This is a genomic window from Microbulbifer sp. Q7 (genome assembly GCF_001639145.1).
Taxonomy (GTDB): Bacteria; Pseudomonadota; Gammaproteobacteria; order Pseudomonadales; family Cellvibrionaceae; genus Microbulbifer.
Map to the genome: position 1 here is coordinate 847,428 of NZ_LROY01000001.1, position 19,473 is coordinate 866,900.

Sequence of the window (19,473 nt, forward strand, 5' to 3'; positions counted from 1 at the left end):
TTTCGAGTCGGCCTTTTTTGGATATGGTGCCCAGGAGAAGACTTGAACTTCCACGACCTTGCGGTCACTAGCACCTGAAGCTAGCGCGTCTACCAATTCCGCCACCTGGGCAAATCAACGGTGTGCTCCGTTGAGGACGCGCACTATATTGAGTTGGTTGCGGGGTGTCAACGGTTTTTGTGGCAATTTGCGTCATCAGGCCGCCAGGGCTCCGCGACGCCAGGCCGGTCGCTGGTGGTAACCGCAAAAGCGGGTCGGGAATTGCCGGCAAATCGCTTATACTCGCGGCAATGTGCAACGTTTCGGGTGGCTTTGGGCCGCTCCCTGGCATTCGCCACTTCTGGTTGCACCCACTCGTATACCGCTGCGCCGCGTGCATGCCGGGGCTGTGCAGACTGCACGGTCGATCGCAGAACAATGGAAGCCGTTTTGACTCAAGACAAATCAAACTCTCACCCCGCTGACAGCGCTGGACCGGTCGCCGACCCTCACGCCGAACGCGAGGCGGAAAAATACGCAAAACCCGTCCCCAGTCGCGAGTTTTTGCTGGACCTGCTAGAGCAGCAGGCCGGGCCTGTTTCCTGGGAGGCGGTTGCCGACCTGTTGTCTATTGATGACGAGGATCGTCGCGAGGGCGTGCGGCGACGGCTGATCGCCATGTCCCGCGACGGCCAGATTGCCAGCAACCGCGCCGGGGATTTCGGCGTGCTCGACAAAATGAGCCTGGTGCGCGGGCGGGTCATAGGCCATCGCGATGGCTTTGGTTTCGTCTCCCCCGGAGACGGCAGTGATGACCTGTTCCTGTCCCACCGCCAGATGCGCAAGGTGTTTGACGGCGACGAGGTGCTGGTGCGGGAAACCCCCGGCGGCTTTCGCGGCAAGCGTGAGGGCGCCGTGGTGCGGGTCATCAAACACAACACCCACCAGCTCGCCGGGCGCCTGTATCGGGAGGACGGTATCTGTTTCGTGCGCCCGGATAATCCGCGCATGACCCTGGATGTGATGGTGCCCGAGGGCAAGTGTGCCGACGCCCAGAGCGGCCAGTATGTGGTGGTGAATATCACCGCACAGCCGGGCCGCAATACGCTGCCCCACGGGGAGGTAGCGGAGGTACTCGGCGACCACCTGGCGCCGGGCATGGAAATCGATGTTGCCATCCGCAACTACGGCATCCCCCACACCTGGCCCGCCGCGGTACTTGCGCAGGTAGAAGGTATCGCCGACGAGGTGCTGGAAGAGGACAAAAAGGCGCGTGTCGACCTGCGCCAGCTGCCCCTGGTCACCATCGACGGTGAAGACGCGCGGGACTTTGACGATGCTGTTTACTGCGAAGTGCTGCCGGATGGTAACTGGAAACTGTTGGTCGCCATTGCCGACGTGTCCCATTATGTGGCGGTGGGCACACCGCTGGATGTAGAGGCACACCAGCGCGGTAATTCGGTGTATTTCCCGGATTTTGTGGTGCCGATGCTTCCGGAGAAGCTATCCAATGGGCTCTGTTCCCTGAACCCGGAAGTGGATCGGCTGTGTATGGTGTGCGAGATGCGCATCGACCAGTCCGGGAGCATCCTCGGCTACCAGTTCTTCGAGGGGCTGATGCGCAGTCATGCGCGCTTCACCTATACCCAGGTGGGTGAAATGGTCGACGAGCGGGATAATCGCGACAGCGGCATCCGCAAGCAGTTTGCCGCCCTGGTTCCCCATATTGATAACCTGCGCGATCTCTACGGCGCCCTGCGCGGCGCCCGCGACCGTCGCGGCGCGATTGACTTCGAGACCACCGAGACGCGCATTTTATTTGACGCCACGCGCAAGATTGAACGTATCGTGCCGGTGCAGCGTAACGACGCGCACAAAATGATCGAGGAGTGCATGCTCGCCGCGAATGTATGCGCGGCGGAGTTGATGGAGGCGGCGGAACTGCCGGCGTTGTATCGGGTGCACGATATTCCCAAGCAGGAGCGCCTGGAAAACCTGCGCGAGTACCTGGGTGAGCTGGGGCTGCGCCTGGAAGGTGGCAGTGAGCCACAGCCCAGCGATTATCAGGCGCTACTGCAGCAGGTGGATGGGCGCCCGGATTTCCACATTATCCAGACCATGTTGCTGCGCTCCATGAATCAGGCGGTGTACCAGCCGGAGAATCGCGGTCACTTCGGTCTCGACTACCGTGCGTATGCCCATTTCACTTCACCCATTCGACGCTATCCGGACCTGCTGTTGCACCGGGGGCTGCGCTGGTTGATTCGCAATGGCAGTGCCAACCCTGCTGCGGTGGCGCATAAGGTACGCCAGGCGCCCGGTGCGCACGCACTGGCGCGGGAAGACATCCTGCCCTACAGCACGGTGGCCATGGTGGAGCTGGGTGAGCATTGTTCCATGACCGAGCGTCGCGCCGATGACGCCACCCGCGATGTGGTGAGCTGGCTCAAATGCGAATACCTGCAGGATCACGTGGGCGAGGTTTACCGCGGTGTGATCAGTGCAGTCACCGGTTTTGGTCTGTTTGTGGAGTTGGATGACCTGTATGTGGAGGGCCTGATCCACGTCACGGCCCTGCCCAAAGACTACTACCACTTCGAGCAGGCCCAGCAGCGTCTGGTGGGCGAGCGCAGTGGCACGCGCTTCCATCTCGGTGACGGTGTCACCGTGCAGGTAGCGCGGGTCGACCTGGAAGAGCGCAAGGTGGATTTTACCTTTGTAGAGTTGCATCCGCGCCCCAGCTACAAAAATCCCAAATACCGAAAGCCCAGGGCGGACAAAAAGTCTTCCGGGCCCGACGTCCAGGCCGAGAAACCGGCGAAAGCAGTAAACGCCCCAAAAGCAGCGAAGTTGCGCAAGGGTGAGGAGTCAACCGAAGTGAGTGGTCGTGCGATGGAAATGGCGGTGGAGTTTCAGCAGGAGCGCCAGCGCCGCAAGAAGCCGGATTTCAGTGCTGAAGAGCAGAAAGCCAGCCCCTGGGGCGCCGGTCTGAAAAAGAAAGCCCTGCAGGAAAGCGACGAAGACGCGCCGCGGCCGATCCGCAAGCGCAAGGTGGGCAGCGAAGAAACGGAAATCGTGCCGCCGTCAGTAGAGCAGCCAGTAGAGGCAGAGTCGACAGAGGAAGCCCCGAAAAAGCGCAAGCCGAAAAAAACGCAACCGCGTAAAGGTGGCAAACGCCCCGCGGTTGCGGCGCGCAAGGCCGCTCAAAAAGCGGATAAGGCCGAATCGGCAGCACGAGCGGCAAAAAAGAAGGCCAAGAAAAAACTGAAGAAAAAGCTGTCGAAAAAACCGGGCGGGAATAAGTAAGTCGTGGCACAACATTTAGTTTACGGTCTGCATGCGGTGCAGGCTCTGTTGAAAAGTAGCCCGCAACAGGTGCAGGAACTGTTGCTGTTGCGCGGGCGCAAAGATCAGAAACTGCAGAAAATTATTCGCCAGGCGGAGCAGAATGATATTGCCATCCGTTTTGTGGATCGGCGTGCCTTGGATGAAAAAGTCGGTGACGATGGCAACCATCAAGGTGCGGTCGCCGTGTGTGTCGGCGACACCAAGATTTACGATGAGCAGTTTTTGAAGTCCCTGTTGCAGCAGCTGGATGAAAAAAATGAAGCTCCGTTCCTGCTGGTGCTGGATGGCATCACCGATCCGCATAACCTCGGTGCCTGCCTGCGCTCTGCGGAGGCCGCCGGCGTGCACGCAGTGATTGCACCTAAAGATAAGGCCGCAGGGCTCACGCCCACCGCCCGCAAGGTGGCTTGCGGTGCCGCAGAAGTGCTGCCGTTTGTCACCGTGACCAATCTGGCGCGCACCCTGCAGATGTTGCAGCAGGCGGGCGTGTGGATTTACGGCGCCGCCGGCGAGGCAGAGCAGAATATCTACCAATCCTCCCTCACTGGGCCCCTTGCTCTGGTAATGGGTGCCGAGGGGCCCGGCCTGCGCCGCCTCACCCGGGAAAACTGCGACCACCTGGTAAATATTCCCATGGCGGGCGAAGTCAGTAGTCTAAACGTATCGGTCGCCACCGGCGTCTGTCTGTTCGAGGCGGTGCGGCAGCGTTCCGCCGGCTAAGCTCCGTCCCCGCCTTAGCGTCATGCCTGCGTTATTCCATCCGCGCGATTTTGCCGCTCCTTGTTGCCATGTCGCGCCATAAAAATCCCCCCTGATCGGCACCCATATTCTCGTTCTGTCCGGATTCGAGAAATCGGGTGCCTGTTTTTTCTATTGTCGGCGTCTTTCTTTCTCCGCCCCTCCTCTCCTCCTCGACACTGTCACTAATCGCGCTATGTTTGCGGGAACCTTTTGTGGGTCTGATACGTGTTAATCGGCAAATCTTGAGAATCGCTACTGTGGGAATGGGGAAAGGAGTAATGGGGTGTCCTTAATTGATTTCTTTCGCGGGAGGGCAGCAAAGGAAGACTGCTTTACCGCGCTGGTGCGACCGCACCTGCGTCTGATGCACCGCATGGCCTACCGCTGGACACAGGAGCGGGCGGATGCGGAAGATCTGGTGCAGGATGTACTGACTCACCTGTTTCCCCGTGTTGATGAGCTGGCAACCGTGCAAAAGTTGGGGCCCTGGTTGATCAAAGTGCTCTACCGGCGCTACGTGGACTTGTACCGCCGTCGCGCCCGTTCTCCCGTTGATGAAACCGCGCCCTGCGTCAGTGATGACCAGTTTTTTCAGGAGCGTCTGGAAGACGAGCGCAATCATTACCAGCAGCTCGAGCTACAGCGCATGCTGAATCGAGCGCTGTTCACCCTGGATGAGTCCTGGCGCGATGTTGTGCTGTTACATGACGTCGAAGGCTATACCGCGCTGGAAGTCGCCGAAATTCTCGATATCAATGTGGGCACGGTGAAGTCCCGGTTGCACCGGGCGCGAAAAAAACTGAAATCCGTGCTCGAGCCGGGAACCATTGAAGCCTTCGCTGCGTGTTAACCCATAGAAAAATGCGCGCGCTATCTCAGGTACAAAACGAGTGGCGGAATCGCTCTCTGAAGGAAGGATGAAAATGATGAACTGCTGTCAGGCTCGTCGCGAACTGGACTTGATGCAAAGGGAAAACAACAGCGTGCTGCTGAAGCACCTGCATCGTTGTAGTGAGTGCCGTGAATATGCCGAAGAGCTGCGTCTGGTAAATCTGCTGCGCACCATGCCAGCGCCCCAGCCGAGTGAATATTTCGAAGAGCGCGTGCTGAATGCGGCAATGCCGAAACAGCGCAATGCAGTGCAGGGTAACGTGCGCAAGTGGCAGCTGGCTACGGCCGCCAGTGTGTTGTTCGCGGTCATTGCGGCGCTGCCGCAGTGGCGGTCGTCCACGCCCACCGTTGAGGCATCGATGGTGCAGGCGTCAGCCTCAGAAGCGCTCCCGGTACGGGTCTCTGTGGATGCTGCACGCGCAATGGAAGGCGCTTTGATCAGTGTGTCTCTTCCGGAAAATCTCGCGCTTGAAGGATACGGTGACCAGCGGGAGTTGAGCTGGCGCACCAACCTATACGCGGGCGCAAATCGGCTGACGCTGCCTGTGCGTGCGCGTACCGGGCAGCGCAATGAGATATTGATCCGCATTGAGCACGACGGTGCACGCAAAGAGTTTTATGTGCCGGTGGAGTTCCCCGCAAGCGGGGACTTACCAGCTAACCAGGGTGCGGCCGTGACGCCGCAAACGATCTGACTTCCAACACAACGCTGAAAGACACAAATGAGGTTGAATTATGAAAACGTTGAAAGCATGGATGGCGCTGGGCCTGATGGTTACCGCTCCGATCGGTGGCAATGCACTGGCCAATGAAGTCGGGGTGAATGCGGACCTGGATGTCGATGTTTCCGTGGTTGACGCGGAAGCCACCGCAGAAGACGCGATCAATGTGATCGAGCTGCCGGAGATGTCGAGCAGTTTCGCCGCGGAAGCCGCCGCTGAAGGTCTGGCGCAAGCCAACGCTGCGATTGCCGCCGGCAATGCCGATGCGGAAGCGGCGCAGGCGGAAATTCGCGCTGCCGGTAAGCTGAAGGCAGAAGAAATTGCGGCGCTGGTCGCCGATGCCATGGCGCGCAGTGAGGCGGCGATTGCCAATGCCAACGCGGCGGCCCTGAGCGCCCAGGAAAATGCGGCCGCTGCCCGCGAGGCCGCAGAAGAGGCCCTGAAGAACGCCCTGAGCGGTGCCGACTATGCGGGCTCCATGGCGGACGTGCGGGAGATCATCGACAACCTGCCGGAGGATGTGAAGGACCGCCTGCCTGTGGATCTGGAGGAACTGTTCGAGGGCATTCTGGACCTGGATCCCGCTGCGGCGGTGGATGCGGCAACGGACGGCTAACGATTGCAGAGGTAGCGGGTGAAGCCTGTTAGTGGATGATTCTTTTTAAGGGCTGGGCGCGGTGTGCCCGGCCTGTTGTGTTTGGAGGTATTGAAAATGGAATTGACACCAAAATTGCTCGCCGGTTTGCTCTGGTGGGGCGCGGTAGCCGCGCCTGCCATTGCCGAAGAGCCGTTTGCCAATGGCACTGCAGCATTTAAGGGCGGGGACTACGAGCGCGCATTGGCGCACTTCGAGCAGGCCCGTCAGAGTGGCCAGCAGGGCCCCAGCCTGACCTATAACCTGGGGGTGACCTTGTTCAAGCTTGGGCGCTATCAGGCAGCGCAGGCACAGTTTCAGCAGCTGCTGGAAGATCCTGAGTGGAGCGAGGTGGCGCGCCTGCAGCTGGGGTTGATGGCGGAAAAGCAGGGCCGCCCGGTTTCCGCAGTGGGTTACTACCGGGATCTTACCGATAGCGAGTCCCCCAAACTGCGTCGCCTGGCGCTGATGCGTCTCTCGGCGCTGGCGCGGGCCCCGGGAGCGGAGCCTGCCCCGGAGCAGGATCCGGATCGTGGGTTGGCGCTGCTGAGCCTGACGTCGGGTTATGACAGCAACGCCTACTCGCTGCAGAATGAGCTGCTTACCGATGACTCGGTAGGCGCAGATACTTTCACCGAGCTGTTTGCCTGGGGTCAGTACCGCCTGCGGGGGACCGCAGAAGACGGTTGGCGCCTGCACGGGTTTGCTTTCGGCCGTCGTTACAGCGATCTGGAGAGCTTGAACCTCACCAGTTTCAATGCGGGTATTTCCCGGCATATGCCCTGGCAGGGTTGGCGGGTGGAGCTGGGGGGCGTCGCGGAGACCGCTTCCCTCGGTGGCGAGCGTGTCACCAATGAGTGGCGCCTTGTGGGGCGCATGCAGCAGGAGTTCGGCAATGGCGTGCTGACGCTGGCTTATCAGCCCAGTTATTTTAATGGCACAGAGACCTACCGTTACCTGGATGGCTGGCGCCAGCGATTTGAGGCGCGCTGGGCTGCGCCGTTGGCAATCATGGACATCGATGTGCTGTACCGCCTGGATTTGGACGACCGCCAGGACCTGGCTACCGCAGATGACGGTTTTTACAGTTATTCGCCGCGCCGGCAGACCTTCGGGGTTGAGGCCGAACTGCCACTGTCGTGGGGCTGGTCGCTGCACGCCGGCAGCCACTACCGTTTGAGCAACTACCGCGGCAACAACCGGTTGCAGGACAGCGACGGTGAGTTCAAGCAGCAGGCCCGGGAAGGCAATCGCCTACGTAGTTGGATTGGGGCGGAGGTACAGTTGCTGCCACGCCTGCAGCTGGATGCGCGGGTAATTCGCACGAACAATGACGACAACTTCGATATCTACAGCTACGAAAAAACCGAAGCCAGCCTGAGTGTGCGCTACGTCTTCTGAGTTGGGTGCGGCTGCGTGGAACTGGTGTGGGGTGAAAAAGAGGTGGAGGGGCGCTGGCGCCCCTCTGCGTAGTGAGTCCTGATTGTTATTCTTCGATCCCTGGAGATTATTGTTATTTTGACTGGGATGTTTGTATCGGAATTCGTGATTCCGCTTATTGTTATTGACCTTTGCAAGTAAGACGGGCGGGCGAGGGGCCCCCTCAAAACTTATTTCCGATTATTCGTGACTGATGCGGCGAGACCCGTCTCAGAGGATTGCCCCCAGCACCCGGTGAGGGCGTTTCATAATTCGTGACTGCTGGGTCGACTCCCTTTATCCCTGGCATTGTGGCTCCCCGGCCGCAGGACCGGAGACTATCTGCGCAACACCGAATCGATCAACTTGCAACCAGTACGCCGGACGCATAGAATACGCCGCCCGCAGAGCACCCGTCTGGGTTGCTGTTGCGCACTCCTTGCCTCACTGGGCGGCAGCTGTATCCAGACACGGATCTGGGCGGCGCCAAACCGGGAGGCTGTTTTAACCCGTAAGGAGCAAAAATGCGTCATTACGAAATTGTATTCCTGGTTCACCCGGACCAGAGCGAGCAGGTGCCCGGCATGGTCGAGCGTTACACTGCGACCATCAAGGAAAGCGGTGGCGACGTTCACCGTCTGGAAGACTGGGGCCGCCGCCGTCTGGCTTACCCGATCAACAAGATCCACAAGGCTCACTACATTCTGATGAATGTTGAGTGTACTGAAGAAGCGCTGGCCGAACTGACCACCAACTTCAAGTACAACGACGCCGTGCTGCGCAATCTGGTGATCCGTGAAGACGAAGCGATCACCGAAGAAAGCCCGATCATGAAGGCCGAGAAAGAGTCCCGCGAGCGCAAAGCTGCGCGCGCAGAACGCTCTGAGCGTCGCGAGCGCGCCGACCGTGAAGATTCTTCTTCCGAAGGCGCCGAGGAAGACAAGTCTTCCGACACCACTGAAGACGAAGAGTAAGGGGATAGTCAGATGGCACGTTTTTTCCGTCGTCGTAAGTTCTGCCGTTTCACCGCCGAAGGCACCAAGCGTATCGATTACAAAGATCTCGATACCCTGAAAGCCTACGTTTCTGAAACTGGCAAAATCGTACCGAGCCGTATTACTGGCACCAAAGCCAAGTATCAGCGCCAGCTGGCCACTGCGGTCAAGCGCGCGCGTTACATTGCGCTGCTGCCGTACACGGACAGCCACGAAGCTTAATCGCTTCGTAAGCACTGTTGTAATTAGAGAAGCTATCTAGTGCGCGCTATCGCTGAATTTGCCATGCGATCGCGCTTACGCGCGGTAATCCTCACTCTGGTGGGTATTCCGCTGATCAGCCCCGCCGTGCTGGCACTGGTGGGGTTGCGCCGCGGCAGTAGTGACGGCCTGTTTGTACTGGCCTGGGCACTGTTGCCGGTGGTTGCCGCCGCCGGAGCGGGCTATATGTCGCCGCTGATGGCCGGCATGGCAATCACCCACTTTGTGGGGGTGCTGGCCGGAGCGCTGGTGTTGCGCGCAACACGGGCCTGGAGCTGGGCGCTGGTGGTACTGACCATCGCCACCAGCCTCGGCATAGTGGTGACCTCGCAGGTGTCCGGCGGACTGCTGGACAACCTGATGCAGGCGGTCAATGAGGCCGCCGGTGGGGCGACCACCCCGGAGGCACAGCAGGTGAGCAAGGCGTTCGACAGCGAAGCGCAGGCCACCGGATACCTGACCTGGGTATCGGTGATCAGCGCAACCCTGGCGCTGCTGCTGGGGCGTTGGTGGCAGGCATTGCTGTATAACCCCGGCGGTTTTCGGGAAGAGATGCACGCATTGCGTATGCCTCTACCGGTTGCTGCCGTCGGTATGTTGCTGTGGGTGTACTGCCTGGTCAGTGAGCACTTTGTGTTCTGGGGTGCGGTAGCCGCATTCCCCATCATGGTGGCGGGTATTTGCCTGATCCACTGGTTGGTAGCCCGCAAGGGCTGGGGACGCGGCCCACTGATTGCCATGTACATTACGCTGGTAATCGCCGCACTGCCGCTGGCCGGGTTCCTGTGCGGACTGGCCCTGATCGATAGCTGGATTGATATTCGCGCGCGCTCGAGCAACGACCGCTGAGCGGCGCACAAGAACTGAAACTGAGGGTTCCGAGATGGAAGTTATTCTGCTCGACAAAGTAGGCAAACTGGGCAATGTGGGCGACCGCGTTGAAGTTAAATCCGGTTTCGGCCGCAACTTCCTGTTGCCTACCGGTAAAGCCGTTCTGGCCAACGCAGCGAACATCGCTGAGTTCGAAGCCAAGCGCGCTGAGCTGGAAGCAGCAGCTGCTGCCAAAGTAAGCGAAGCCGAAGGCCGCGCTGCCAAGCTGGAAGGCCTGGTTGTCACCATCGCCGCCAACGCTGGCGACGAAGGCAAGCTGTTCGGCTCCATCGGCACTCGCGACATCGCCGACGCGATCACCGCTGCCGGCGTTGCTGTAGAGAAAGCCGAAGTGAAGCTGCCGGAAGGTGCGCTGCGCGAAGTGGGCGAGTACGACGTAGACGTACAGCTGCACTCCGACGTGGTCACCGCGGTCAAGGTTGTTGTAGAAGCCGAATAAGCTTCTGCCGCAATCTGCACGCCTAGCCCGTTTCGGGGTGCGGTAACGGATTTGCCCGTTACGCCTCGAGGCGCGCTACAATCAGGCGCTGGATTTCCCCTGTGGGTCTTGGACCGACATTGGAAGCCCAGCGCCTGACTTGTTTGTGAGTCCGGTAAAATCGTTTTTGCGCTCGGAATAATGGCAGCAGCCCCACAGATGAACGAATACGCCCCGCCTGAAGAAGATATCCAGGAATCCCAGTCCAGTTCGCCGCTACCGCACTCGGTAGAGGCCGAGCAATCCGTATTGGGCGGACTGATGCTCGACGCCAGCCGCCTGGATGCGGTGGCGGAGCAATTGAGCGCAGAGGACTTCTTTGTCGCCAGCCATCGGGTCATCTTTGGCGTGATGCTGGAGCTGTCCGGGGGCGAGCAGCCGCTGGACATCGTCACCCTGGCCGAGGGCCTCGCCAGCCGCAATCTTCTCGCGGATATCGGCGGTCCCGCCTATCTCGCCGAACTCGCTGAAAACACCCCTTCCGCGGCCAATATCGTGGCCTACGCCAAGATCGTGCGCGAGCGCTCGATGCTGCGCCAGCTGATCGCCGCTGCCGGCGAGATCAGCCGCACCAGCTTCAATCCCGGTGGGCTGGGGTCTGCCGACCTGTTGCAGATGGCCGAACGCCGGGTGGCGGAAATCGCCGAGGGGCGCGCCAAAGAAGGCGGCTTTGTCGGCGTGGATACGCTGCTGAAGAAAACCGTTGAACGCATTGATGAGCTGTTCAAGTCCGAGGGTGACATCACCGGTCTCAGCACCGGGCTGACCGAACTGGATCAGCGCACCTCCGGTTGGCAGCCCGGTGAACTGATTATCCTAGCCGCCCGTCCCTCCATGGGTAAGACCGCTCTGGCGCTGAACTTCGTCGAGGCGGCCATGTTGAGCCAGGAGAAGCCGACGCTGGTGTTCAGTATGGAGATGCCGTCCGACAGCCTGGTGATGCGGATGTTGTCGTCCATCGGCAAGATCGACCAGGGGCGTATCCGTAACGGCAAGCTGCAGGAGGACGACTGGCCCAAGCTGTCGAGCGCGGTGCAGAAAATGAAGGGCAAGGGGCTGTACATTGACGATACCCCGGGCCTGTCGCCCAGTGAGGTACGCGCGCGGGTGAAACGCACGGTACGCGATCACACCAACCTGCTGATGCGGGCGGACCCCAAGCTGAGCCGGGAAGACGCGGAGCGCCGCGCGATGCCGGCGATGGTGATGGTGGATTACTTGCAGTTGATGCAGGTAAAGGGCAGTACCGAGGGGCGTACCCAGGAAATTTCCGAGATTTCGCGCTCTCTAAAGGCGCTGGCGAAGGAATACGAGTGCCCGGTGATTGCGCTGTCGCAGTTGAACCGGGGGGTGGAGCAGCGCCCGAACAAGCGCCCGATGAACTCGGACCTGCGGGAATCCGGTGCGATCGAGCAGGATGCGGATGTGATCCTGTTTATCTACCGCGACGAGTATTACAACGAGGATAGCCCGGACAAGGGCTTGGCGGAACTGATTATCGGTAAGCAGCGTAACGGTGAGATTGGTACTTGCCGGGCGGCGTTTGTGGGTAAATACACGCGCTTTGATGACCTGGCGCCGGAGTATTACCAGGAAGAACACTGAGCTTCGTAGCTTCTTGAGGGTGCGGCCGTAGCTAGTGAGTGGCGGCCAAGCGCCGGGTACAGGTTTTCAGGACCACTGTGAACCCATCCCTGGGCGTTGCGGCGCAAACTTCCTGTTTGCGACGCTCCTGAAAACCTGTACCCGGCACTCTGCCTTCGATTGTTATTGCAGCGTTTTACCCACCTTGTGTGGCTCGCTAGTTTCTAGCCGATTACGGAAAAATCTCAATCGGCGTACCGGTATCCACCATCGCCCAGATCTCGTCCATTTCCGGGTTGGTTACCGCAATGCAGCCATCGGTCCAGTTCATTCGGGTCAGGTAGTCTTCAATACCTTTCCAGTGCGGCTTCTGACCGTGGATCATGATGGAGCCACCGGGGCTGCGGCCCAGTTTTTTCGCCCGGGCGCGGTCTTGCGCGTTGGGGTAGGAGACCTGAATAGCGCGATAATAGGTGCTGTTCTTCTTTTTCCAGTTCAGGGTGTAGCGCCCCTCCGGGGTACGGGAATCACCCTCGTACTGCTTGTGGCCCACGGGGTTTTTGCCGAAGACCACCTTGTAGCTTTTCACAACCTTGCCGTTGCGTTTCAGCTGCATCAGGTGCTTGGACTTGTACACCACGACCTCGTCAACGGACTTGATCTTGGCAAGTGCCAGAGTGGGGACCAGGAGAAGGGCTATCAGACTGAGTTTTAGGTATCGCATGGCTCTCATCGGTAGTAATGGCATCAATGGTGTCATTCCGGGGCTTAAACATCAGCTTCCGTGCTTTCGCACTTCCACATCCCTGACCGTTGCGGGGCGTCTCGGCTTGCTGGCAAGGTTGAGTTGCCCGGCGGAGAAATGTGGTTGCGCGGTGCGACTTGGTGACGCAATAGCGTTATGACAGCGCTGTCCTAGGCTGTCGCCCCAAGCTAAGCCTGGGGGTATTGTTAGGCAATTATCCTAACCCCAGCCTTGTATGGCGGTGTGGGTTGTGTGATTACTGCTCTATGTGGTCAATTTATCATCAAGTAGACCACGATTAAAGAGGCGTCAAAGAAAAAGACCCAACAAATCGAGGAAGATTTCGTGACTCGCACGTTTTTTGTAACGGGAACCAATACCGAGGTTGGAAAAACCTATGTGACCGCGGCACTGCTGCATGCCGCCGGTGTGCAGGGGCTGAAAACGGCGGCGGTGAAGCCGGTGGCATCCGGTTGTGAGCAGACCCCGGAGGGGCTGCGCAACAGCGATGCGCTGACCCTGATGGCGGCGATGAGTGAAGAGATGCCCTATGAGCAGGTCAACCCAATCGCACTGGAGCCGGCAATTGCACCGCATATCGCCGCCATGGAAGCCGGCCGGCGCCTGGAACCTTCGCGGTTGGTGGGTATCTGCCGCGGGGTGATGAGCGGCAAGGCGGATCTGGTGCTGATCGAAGGCGCCGGTGGCTGGCGGGTGCCGCTGGCGCCGCGGCTGTTTTTATCCGACGTGCCGCGGGCCCTGGAGCTGCCGGTCATACTGGTGGTCAGCATGGAACTGGGGTGCATTAACCACGCTCTGCTGACCGCCGAGGCGATTCACCGCGATGGCCTGCCACTGGCCGGCTGGGTCGCCAACTTTGTGCGCGGGCCCCAGAGTGACATGCCGCGGGCAGAGGAAAACCTGGCGACCCTGCGCACGGTGTTGCCGGCACCGTGCCTGGGCGTACTGCCTCATGATGAATCTGGCGACTACCGCTCTGGCGCCGCCCACCTCGATCTCTCTCCACTGCTATCTTCATCCAACTGATGCGTAACGGCTGACGCCAGGGGCCGGACCGAGGGTCCGGCTTGACTTGGGGTGCGCTTCGGCCTAGATTTCAAACATGTGTTTGAAACAAACGATTGAGTTAATCGTTTGGGTATCCTGTCAGTCACCCACTGACACAGTCAAAACCACCTGTCAGAAACAAAAGTCAGAACCACAACCAATTCAGCGAGGCGAGACCATGGCCGACTACAAGGCACCACTGCGCGAGATGAACTTCCTGCTGCACGAGGTATTCGAGGCGGACAAACTGTGGGCGCGCCTGCCGGCGCTGGCGGAAACCGCCGACCGCGAAACCGCCGATGCCATCCTGGAAGAGATGGGCAAACTGGCCGCCAACACCCTGGATCCCATCAACCGCAGTGGCGACGAGGAAGGCTGCCACTGGAACGATGGTGTGGTGACCACGCCGAAAGGCTTCCCGGAGGCGTACGCCACTTATTGCGAAGGCGGCTGGGGTGCGCTGGTGGGTAACCCGGAATTCGGCGGCATGGGCATGCCCAAGATGCTCGGCGCACAGGTGGAAGAAATGCTGTGCTCGGCGAATATCTCCTTTGCCCTCTACCCGGTGCTGACCAACGGCGCCTGCCTGGCACTGGACGCCCACGGCAGTGACGAGCTGAAACAGAAATACCTGCCCAACATGTACTCCGGCACTTGGGCCGGGGCCATGGACCTGACCGAGCCCCACGCGGGCACCGACCTCGGGATTATCCGCACCAAGGCGGAACCCCAGGACGACGGCAGCTACCGTATTACCGGCAGCAAGATCTTTATCACCGGCGGCGAGCACGACCTGTCGGAAAACATCATCCACCTGGTGCTGGCCAAGCTGCCGGATGCGCCCAAGGGTCCCAAGGGTATCTCCCTGTTCCTGGTGCCGAAGATTCTGGTCAATGAGGACGGCAGCCTGGGCGAGCGCAACGCGGTGCACTGCGGATCCATCGAGCACAAGATGGGCATCAAGGCCTCCGCCACCTGTGCCATGAACTACGACGGCGCCAAGGGTTGGCTGGTGGGTGAGGTGAACAAGGGCCTCGCTGCCATGTTCACCATGATGAACTACGAGCGTCTGGGTGTGGGTATCCAGGGCCTGGGGGCTGCCGAGCGCTCCTACCAGAGCGCCATTGAATACGCCCGCGACCGCGTGCAGAGCCGTTCGCCGGAGGGGGCCAAGCAACCAGAAAAAACCGCCGACCCGATCATCGTGCACCCGGACGTGCGCCGCATGCTGCTGACCCAGAAGGCCTACATCGGCGGTGCCCGCGCCCTCTCCACCTATGTGGCCCGGTGGCTCGACCTGGCCAAGTTTGCCGAGGGCGAGGAAAAGCAACACGCGGAAGCGATGGTGGCGCTGCTGACGCCGGTGGCCAAGGCGTTCTTCACCGACAAGGGCCTCGAGTGCACCGTGCTCGGCCAGCAGGTATTTGGTGGTCACGGCTATATCCGCGAGTGGGGGCAGGAGCAGCTGGTGCGCGATGTGCGTATCACCCAGATTTACGAGGGCACCAACGGCATTCAGGCGTTGGACCTGATCGGCCGCAAGACCGTGGCCAATGGCGGCGCCTACTTTGAGCTGTTTGCGGCGGATGTGCAGGCGTTTATCGATGTCAACGCGGAAAACGAGGCAGTGGCCGAGTTCATTGCGCCGCTGGCGACCGAATTGCAGCGCCTCAAAGATGTGACCGCGACGGTGCTTGAAGCGGCGAAAACCGACCCGAATGCGCCGGGTGCCGCGTCTGTGGAGTACCTGCACCTGTTTGGATTTGTGGCTTATGCCTACATGTGGGCCAAGGTTGCTGCGGTTGCCGCGGGGCAGGCGGACGATTTCTATCGAGGCCAGCTCAAGACCGCGCGCTTCTATTTCGCCCGCCTGTTGCCGCAGACCAAGGCGTTGGCCGAGAGCGTGCAGGCCGGCAGCGAGACGCTGATGGACCTTGAGGAAGCACTGTTCTGATCGCCCCAGTGGTCATGTAGTCGGTAATCAGTCGGCAACAGGGATTCTTTTTGTCACAGGGCCCCGCACGCGCGGGGCTTTTTTCGTTGCGGCGAATCTCCTAAACTCGGGGTATCACAATAAAAAAGACCCCGGTTACCATGTCGCAATCAGATCCTGAAACCGAATCCGTTATCCCACCGAAAAAGCTCTCCGACGAAGATCAGGCCCGCGTGGATCGCTACCTGACCCGAGGCCACAACGATGTGGAACGCAAACCGTTCCGCCCTTTCCTGTTGCTGGGCATTATTCTTGCCGTGCTCACACTGCTGTCGTTGCTGAGCCTGTTTATTGCACGTACCAAAGGCGTGGTGTGATATGGCCAACTCAGAACAGTTCCTGCCGCTGGAATTTGAGCCGCTGGAGGATGCCGCGAAAATTGAGCGTGCGCGCGCGTTTTACCAGCTGATGCAACGGCGTCGCTCGGTGCGGGAGTTTTCCGATGCGCCGGTGCCGCGGGAAGTCATCGAGCAGGCATTGCGCACCGCCGGCAGTGCCCCCAGTGGCGCCAACATGCAGCCATGGCACTTTTGTGTGGTGGCGTCCGCCAGTGTAAAGCGCGAGATTCGCCAGGCGGCGGAGGCCGAGGAGCGGGAGTTCTACGAGCGCCGTGCGTCGGAGGAGTGGCTGGATGCCCTCGCGCCGCTGGGTACAGATGCCCACAAGCCCTTTCTGGAAACGGCGCCCTATCTCATCGTCATCTTCCTGAAGAAGTTTTCCGAGGGCGGCGCGGGAGAGCAGCGCAAAAACTACTACACCTCCGAATCGGTGGGGATTGCCACCGGTATGCTGCTGGCGGCACTGCACAATGCGGGCGTTGCCACGCTGACCCATACGCCCAGTCCGATGAAGTTCCTCAATGAAATTCTCGGGCGGCCGGTGAACGAGCGTCCCTATATGGTCGTCGTAGCGGGGCTGCCCGCCGAGGGCGCGCAGGTACCGGCGATCAGCAAAAAGCCCCTGGACGAGATTGCTGAATTTATCTAAATCATGTGGAAATCGGTGGATGCGCCTGCGGCTTATCCACCCTACGGTTTCCAAGGTGTTCGTGTAGGGTGGATAAGCGAAGCGCATCCGCCTTTGTCAGTCAGAGCCTGCTCCCAGCTTTTCGATCTGTCTCCATTCCGCCGCCGTCACCGGCTGAATCGACAGCCGCCCCTGCTTGACCAGCACCATCTCCGCCAGCGCCGGGTTCTGCTTGATGTCTTTCAGCGACACCGGATGGGCAAATGCGCTCTGCCATTGGATGTCCACGCAATACCAGCGCGGCTTGTCTGTGCTGGCCTTGGGGTCGCAATATTTGCTTTCCGGGTCGAACTGGGCCGGATCCGGGTAAGCGGCGCGCACCACACGGGCGGTGCCAACCACTGCGGGCACCTTGCAGGCACTGTGGTAAAACAGCACACCGTCGCCCTCTTCGACCTGATCCCTCAGGAAGTTGCGCGCCTGATAGTTGCGGATACCATCCCAGCGCCCGATCCCGCCGGGCTCGCCTTGCAGGTCCGAAAGGCTGTATTCGTCCGGCTCCGACTTGAATAACCAGTAATTCATCCCGCTATTTCCCCTCGATGTGCCCGGTCTGGCCGTAATCTGCGGCAGTCTGTCAGATTGTTGCGTTTGGTGGTATTTCGCCCACGCCCCTGGTGATTTAGGCTATTTTCCCAGATTGGCGCACTTTCTGCGCATGTTTGGAGCATTATGGGCACTTCCGTTTTCAACTGGCTTTCCGAATGGCTGACCTCTGAGCGCAACCAGTACTGGGCGCTGCAATGGAGCGGCTGGGCGGGTTATACGCTGCTGACGTTTATCGGTGGTTTTTTCTGGGTAGAGAACCACTGGCTGTACAGTGGCTATATTGCCGTGGCCACGGCGTCCGGTATTGCCATATCCGAAGGTATGCGCCGCGGCTTCCAGCGGCTCTGGAACAAGGCGCCGGCACAGCGCCTGGTGGGCACCCTCGGCGTGATCATCCTGGGAGCGGCGCTTTGGGCGGCCATCAAGTTTGGTGGCTCCCTGTGGCTGTATGGCAAGGAGAGTGACGAACACCCGATGGTGATGGCCATCTACTGGTTCTCCTACTCGTTCCTGATCTACATGACGTGGACGGCGCTGTATTACGGCATCAAGTATTACCAGGCCTCACTGCTACAGCAGGAGAAAGCGCTGCGCGCGGAGTCCATCGCGCACCAGTCGCAGCTCAAGATGTTGCGCTACCAGCTGAACCCGCATTTTCTGTTCAACACCCTGAACGCGATTTCCACGCTGATCCTCGACCAGGATGGCAAGACTGCAAACAGCATGGTGACGCGCCTCTCCCAGTTCCTGCGTCACTCGCTGGACAACGACCCCATGCAAAAGGTGACCCTGGCGAAAGAAGTCGAGGCGCTGATGCTGTACCTGGACATTGAAAAGGTCCGCTTTGCCGACCGCTTGCAGGTGCGGGTGGACCTGGAGGGGGAGGCCGAGCAGGCACTGGTTCCAAGCCTGTTGCTGCAGCCCCTTGTGGAGAATGCGATCAAGTACGGCATCTCGCAACGTGAATGGGGCGGGGAAGTCCGGATCAAGGCGCGGGTGTTTGCCGGTGAATTGTTACTGGAGGTGAGTGACAATGGTCCCGGTATGCCGGAGGCAGAACTGGTGCATTTGGGTAAGGGCGGCGGCGTCGGTATTCGCAATACCTGCGAGCGATTGCAGGCACTGTACGGTGCAGAACAGAAAACCCGTTTCTGCAATCGTCCTGAAGGTGGGCTTGCGGTACATTTGCGTATCCCCTTTGAGCGGGACTGACTCTTGCCCTCGCTCATTGAGCTTAAACGTCGGTCTGAAAAAGGCGGCGTTACAGGGAAAACGTAAGGAAACGGTTTTTACAGGTGGAGAGACAAGCGGTGAGTAGCGACAGTTTGAAAGTCATTATCGTAGACGATGAACCTCTGGCCCGGCGCGGTTTGCGCTTGCGGCTGGAAAACCTTGGCGGTGTCGAGGTGGTGGCGGAATGCGGTAATGGCCGTGAGGCGAAGGAGCAGATCGTCAGTCTCAAGCCGGACGTGGCGTTTCTGGATATCCAGATGCCCGGTGTGACCGGGCTCGAACTGGTGCAGTTACTGCCCGAAGACGCCCTCCCCCAGATCGTATTTGTTACCGCCTACGACCAGTACGCGGTGGAGGCCTTTGAGGTCAACGCCGTGGACTATGTGTTGAAGCCCATCGAGGAAGATCGCCTCAGCCGTGCCCTGCAGCGCGCGCGGGAAAAGCTCGGCAGTGAAAATCTTGCTGCACAGCGTGAACAGCTGCTGGAGGCGGTGGCCGACCTCACTCAGGAATCCCCGGAAGCCCTGGAGGAAAGGCTGGCCGCGGGTGAGCTTGGCAGTAGCCGTTACCCGGAAAAAATAGCGATCAAGGATTCGGGCAAGATTACCCTGGTGCCCGCCCGTGAAATTGACTGGATCGACGCGGCTGGTGATTACATGTGTGTGCACGCCAATGGCGAGACCCACGTGATGCGTATCACCATGAAGGAGCTGGAGCAGCAGCTGGACCCGAAAGTCTTCCAGCGTATCCACCGCTCAACCATTGTTAACCTCAAGCGCGTGCGGGAAATCTGTGCGCACATCAATGGCGAGTATCATTTGGTGCTGAACAATGGCGAGCGCCTGAAAATGAGCCGCAGCTATAAAAACAAGGTGCAGCACTTTATCTGACTGAAAATGCCGCCGTGGGGTTCACG

At 59.8% G+C, this 19,473-nt stretch carries 19 protein-coding genes and 1 tRNA gene; 17 read left to right on the forward strand and 3 right to left on the reverse strand.

The genetic code is table 11. The features are described 5' to 3' along the window. Positions 1–24 precede the first annotated feature (24 nt). Positions 25–111, reverse strand: a tRNA-Leu gene (locus AU182_RS03365). Positions 112–417: 306 nt separating this feature from the next. Here AU182_RS03365 and rnr point away from each other — a divergent pair. The 11 genes from rnr to dnaB all read left to right on the forward strand — a co-directional run bounded on the left by rnr (position 418) and on the right by dnaB (position 11,964). After that, the gene (rnr, locus tag AU182_RS03370) at positions 418–3,285 is read left to right on the forward strand and encodes a ribonuclease R (protein WP_066960610.1); all 2,868 of its coding nucleotides are present in this window, start codon (positions 418–420) and stop codon (positions 3,283–3,285) included. Positions 3,286–3,288: 3 nt separating this feature from the next. Continuing rightward, positions 3,289–4,047 carry a 23S rRNA (guanosine(2251)-2'-O)-methyltransferase RlmB gene (gene rlmB / locus AU182_RS03375; protein WP_066960614.1) on the forward strand — a complete coding sequence of 253 codons (759 nt, stop codon included), beginning with the start codon at positions 3,289–3,291 and terminating at the stop codon, positions 4,045–4,047. A 304-nt stretch (positions 4,048–4,351) separates the two neighbouring features. Next, entirely contained in the window at positions 4,352–4,918 is a 567-nt protein-coding gene (locus tag AU182_RS03380) for an RNA polymerase sigma factor (protein WP_082859184.1), read from the forward strand. Between the two features lie 73 nt (positions 4,919–4,991). Next, a complete protein-coding gene (locus tag AU182_RS03385) occupies positions 4,992–5,654 on the forward strand; it encodes an anti-sigma factor (RefSeq protein ID WP_153039101.1) in 663 nt (220 codons plus the stop codon). A gap of 40 nt (positions 5,655–5,694) precedes the next feature. Further along, on the forward strand, positions 5,695–6,297 hold the full coding sequence (locus tag AU182_RS03390; protein ID WP_153039102.1) for a hypothetical protein: 603 nt from the start codon (positions 5,695–5,697) through the stop codon (positions 6,295–6,297). Positions 6,298–6,393: 96 nt separating this feature from the next. Then, complete coding sequence (locus AU182_RS03395) at positions 6,394–7,716, forward strand: tetratricopeptide repeat protein (RefSeq protein WP_066960623.1); 1,323 nt, start codon at positions 6,394–6,396, stop codon at positions 7,714–7,716. Positions 7,717–8,258: 542 nt separating this feature from the next. Continuing rightward, positions 8,259–8,708: a 30S ribosomal protein S6 gene (rpsF, locus tag AU182_RS03400; RefSeq protein WP_066960626.1), complete on the forward strand. Its 450-nt coding sequence runs from the start codon at positions 8,259–8,261 to the stop codon at positions 8,706–8,708. Positions 8,709–8,720: 12 nt separating this feature from the next. Beyond that, positions 8,721–8,951, forward strand: coding sequence for a 30S ribosomal protein S18 (gene rpsR / locus AU182_RS03405; protein ID WP_066960629.1), 231 nt, complete (start codon positions 8,721–8,723; stop codon positions 8,949–8,951). A 63-nt stretch (positions 8,952–9,014) separates the two neighbouring features. Then, a complete protein-coding gene (locus tag AU182_RS03410; protein WP_227718104.1) occupies positions 9,015–9,839 on the forward strand; it encodes a hypothetical protein in 825 nt (274 codons plus the stop codon). 34 nt (positions 9,840–9,873) lie between these two features. Continuing rightward, on the forward strand, positions 9,874–10,320 hold the full coding sequence (gene rplI / locus AU182_RS03415; RefSeq protein ID WP_066960635.1) for a 50S ribosomal protein L9: 447 nt from the start codon (positions 9,874–9,876) through the stop codon (positions 10,318–10,320). Positions 10,321–10,518: 198 nt separating this feature from the next. After that, entirely contained in the window at positions 10,519–11,964 is a 1,446-nt protein-coding gene (dnaB, locus tag AU182_RS03420) for a replicative DNA helicase (protein WP_066960639.1), read from the forward strand. Positions 11,965–12,175: 211 nt separating this feature from the next. Here the strand turns inward: dnaB and AU182_RS03425 are convergent, their stop codons facing one another. After that, positions 12,176–12,667: a murein L,D-transpeptidase family protein gene (locus AU182_RS03425; RefSeq protein WP_066962089.1), complete on the reverse strand. Its 492-nt coding sequence runs from the start codon at positions 12,665–12,667 to the stop codon at positions 12,176–12,178. A 366-nt stretch (positions 12,668–13,033) separates the two neighbouring features. On the opposite strand from AU182_RS03425, the gene bioD reads away from it, so the two are divergent. The 4 genes from bioD to AU182_RS03445 all read left to right on the forward strand — a co-directional run bounded on the left by bioD (position 13,034) and on the right by AU182_RS03445 (position 16,736). Beyond that, complete coding sequence (gene bioD / locus AU182_RS03430) at positions 13,034–13,735, forward strand: dethiobiotin synthase (protein WP_066960642.1); 702 nt, start codon at positions 13,034–13,036, stop codon at positions 13,733–13,735. A gap of 199 nt (positions 13,736–13,934) precedes the next feature. Continuing rightward, positions 13,935–15,710, forward strand: a complete 1,776-nt coding sequence (locus AU182_RS03435) for an acyl-CoA dehydrogenase C-terminal domain-containing protein (RefSeq protein WP_066960645.1) — start codon at positions 13,935–13,937, stop codon at positions 15,708–15,710. A 140-nt stretch (positions 15,711–15,850) separates the two neighbouring features. After that, positions 15,851–16,066 (forward strand): DUF3094 family protein, encoded by a 216-nt coding sequence (locus AU182_RS03440; RefSeq protein WP_066960648.1) that lies wholly within the window; start codon positions 15,851–15,853, stop codon positions 16,064–16,066. 1 nt (position 16,067) lies between these two features. Next, the gene (locus AU182_RS03445) at positions 16,068–16,736 is read left to right on the forward strand and encodes a nitroreductase family protein (RefSeq protein WP_066960651.1); all 669 of its coding nucleotides are present in this window, start codon (positions 16,068–16,070) and stop codon (positions 16,734–16,736) included. A 96-nt stretch (positions 16,737–16,832) separates the two neighbouring features. Here the strand turns inward: AU182_RS03445 and AU182_RS03450 are convergent, their stop codons facing one another. Then, the gene (locus AU182_RS03450) at positions 16,833–17,300 is read right to left on the reverse strand and encodes an EVE domain-containing protein (RefSeq protein ID WP_066960655.1); all 468 of its coding nucleotides are present in this window, start codon (positions 17,298–17,300) and stop codon (positions 16,833–16,835) included. Positions 17,301–17,447: 147 nt separating this feature from the next. Between AU182_RS03450 and AU182_RS03455 the strand changes: the two genes are divergently transcribed. Together AU182_RS03455 and AU182_RS03460 are read left to right on the forward strand one after the other, a co-directional pair. Further along, complete coding sequence (locus tag AU182_RS03455; protein ID WP_066960657.1) at positions 17,448–18,536, forward strand: sensor histidine kinase; 1,089 nt, start codon at positions 17,448–17,450, stop codon at positions 18,534–18,536. 98 nt (positions 18,537–18,634) lie between these two features. After that, the gene (locus AU182_RS03460; protein WP_066960660.1) at positions 18,635–19,447 is read left to right on the forward strand and encodes a LytTR family DNA-binding domain-containing protein; all 813 of its coding nucleotides are present in this window, start codon (positions 18,635–18,637) and stop codon (positions 19,445–19,447) included. The last annotated feature ends 26 nt before the right edge of the window (positions 19,448–19,473 follow it).

Coding starts and splice junctions, on each gene's coding strand:
- rplI (WP_066960635.1), top strand. CDS start 9,874: ATGGAAGTTATTCTGCTCGACAAAGTAGGCAAACTGGGCAATGTGGGC.
- AU182_RS03385 (WP_153039101.1), top strand. CDS start 4,992: ATGATGAACTGCTGTCAGGCTCGTCGCGAACTGGACTTGATGCAAAGG.
- AU182_RS03395 (WP_066960623.1), top strand. CDS start 6,394: ATGGAATTGACACCAAAATTGCTCGCCGGTTTGCTCTGGTGGGGCGCG.
- rpsF (WP_066960626.1), top strand. CDS start 8,259: ATGCGTCATTACGAAATTGTATTCCTGGTTCACCCGGACCAGAGCGAG.
- rnr (WP_066960610.1), top strand. CDS start 418: ATGGAAGCCGTTTTGACTCAAGACAAATCAAACTCTCACCCCGCTGAC.
- AU182_RS03390 (WP_153039102.1), top strand. CDS start 5,695: ATGAAAACGTTGAAAGCATGGATGGCGCTGGGCCTGATGGTTACCGCT.
- AU182_RS03445 (WP_066960651.1), top strand. CDS start 16,068: ATGGCCAACTCAGAACAGTTCCTGCCGCTGGAATTTGAGCCGCTGGAG.
- AU182_RS03435 (WP_066960645.1), top strand. CDS start 13,935: ATGGCCGACTACAAGGCACCACTGCGCGAGATGAACTTCCTGCTGCAC.
- AU182_RS03410 (WP_227718104.1), top strand. CDS start 9,015: ATGCGATCGCGCTTACGCGCGGTAATCCTCACTCTGGTGGGTATTCCG.
- dnaB (WP_066960639.1), top strand. CDS start 10,519: ATGAACGAATACGCCCCGCCTGAAGAAGATATCCAGGAATCCCAGTCC.
- rpsR (WP_066960629.1), top strand. CDS start 8,721: ATGGCACGTTTTTTCCGTCGTCGTAAGTTCTGCCGTTTCACCGCCGAA.
- AU182_RS03425 (WP_066962089.1), bottom strand. CDS start 12,667: ATGCGATACCTAAAACTCAGTCTGATAGCCCTTCTCCTGGTCCCCACT.
- AU182_RS03440 (WP_066960648.1), top strand. CDS start 15,851: ATGTCGCAATCAGATCCTGAAACCGAATCCGTTATCCCACCGAAAAAG.
- AU182_RS03450 (WP_066960655.1), bottom strand. CDS start 17,300: ATGAATTACTGGTTATTCAAGTCGGAGCCGGACGAATACAGCCTTTCG.
- AU182_RS03455 (WP_066960657.1), top strand. CDS start 17,448: ATGGGCACTTCCGTTTTCAACTGGCTTTCCGAATGGCTGACCTCTGAG.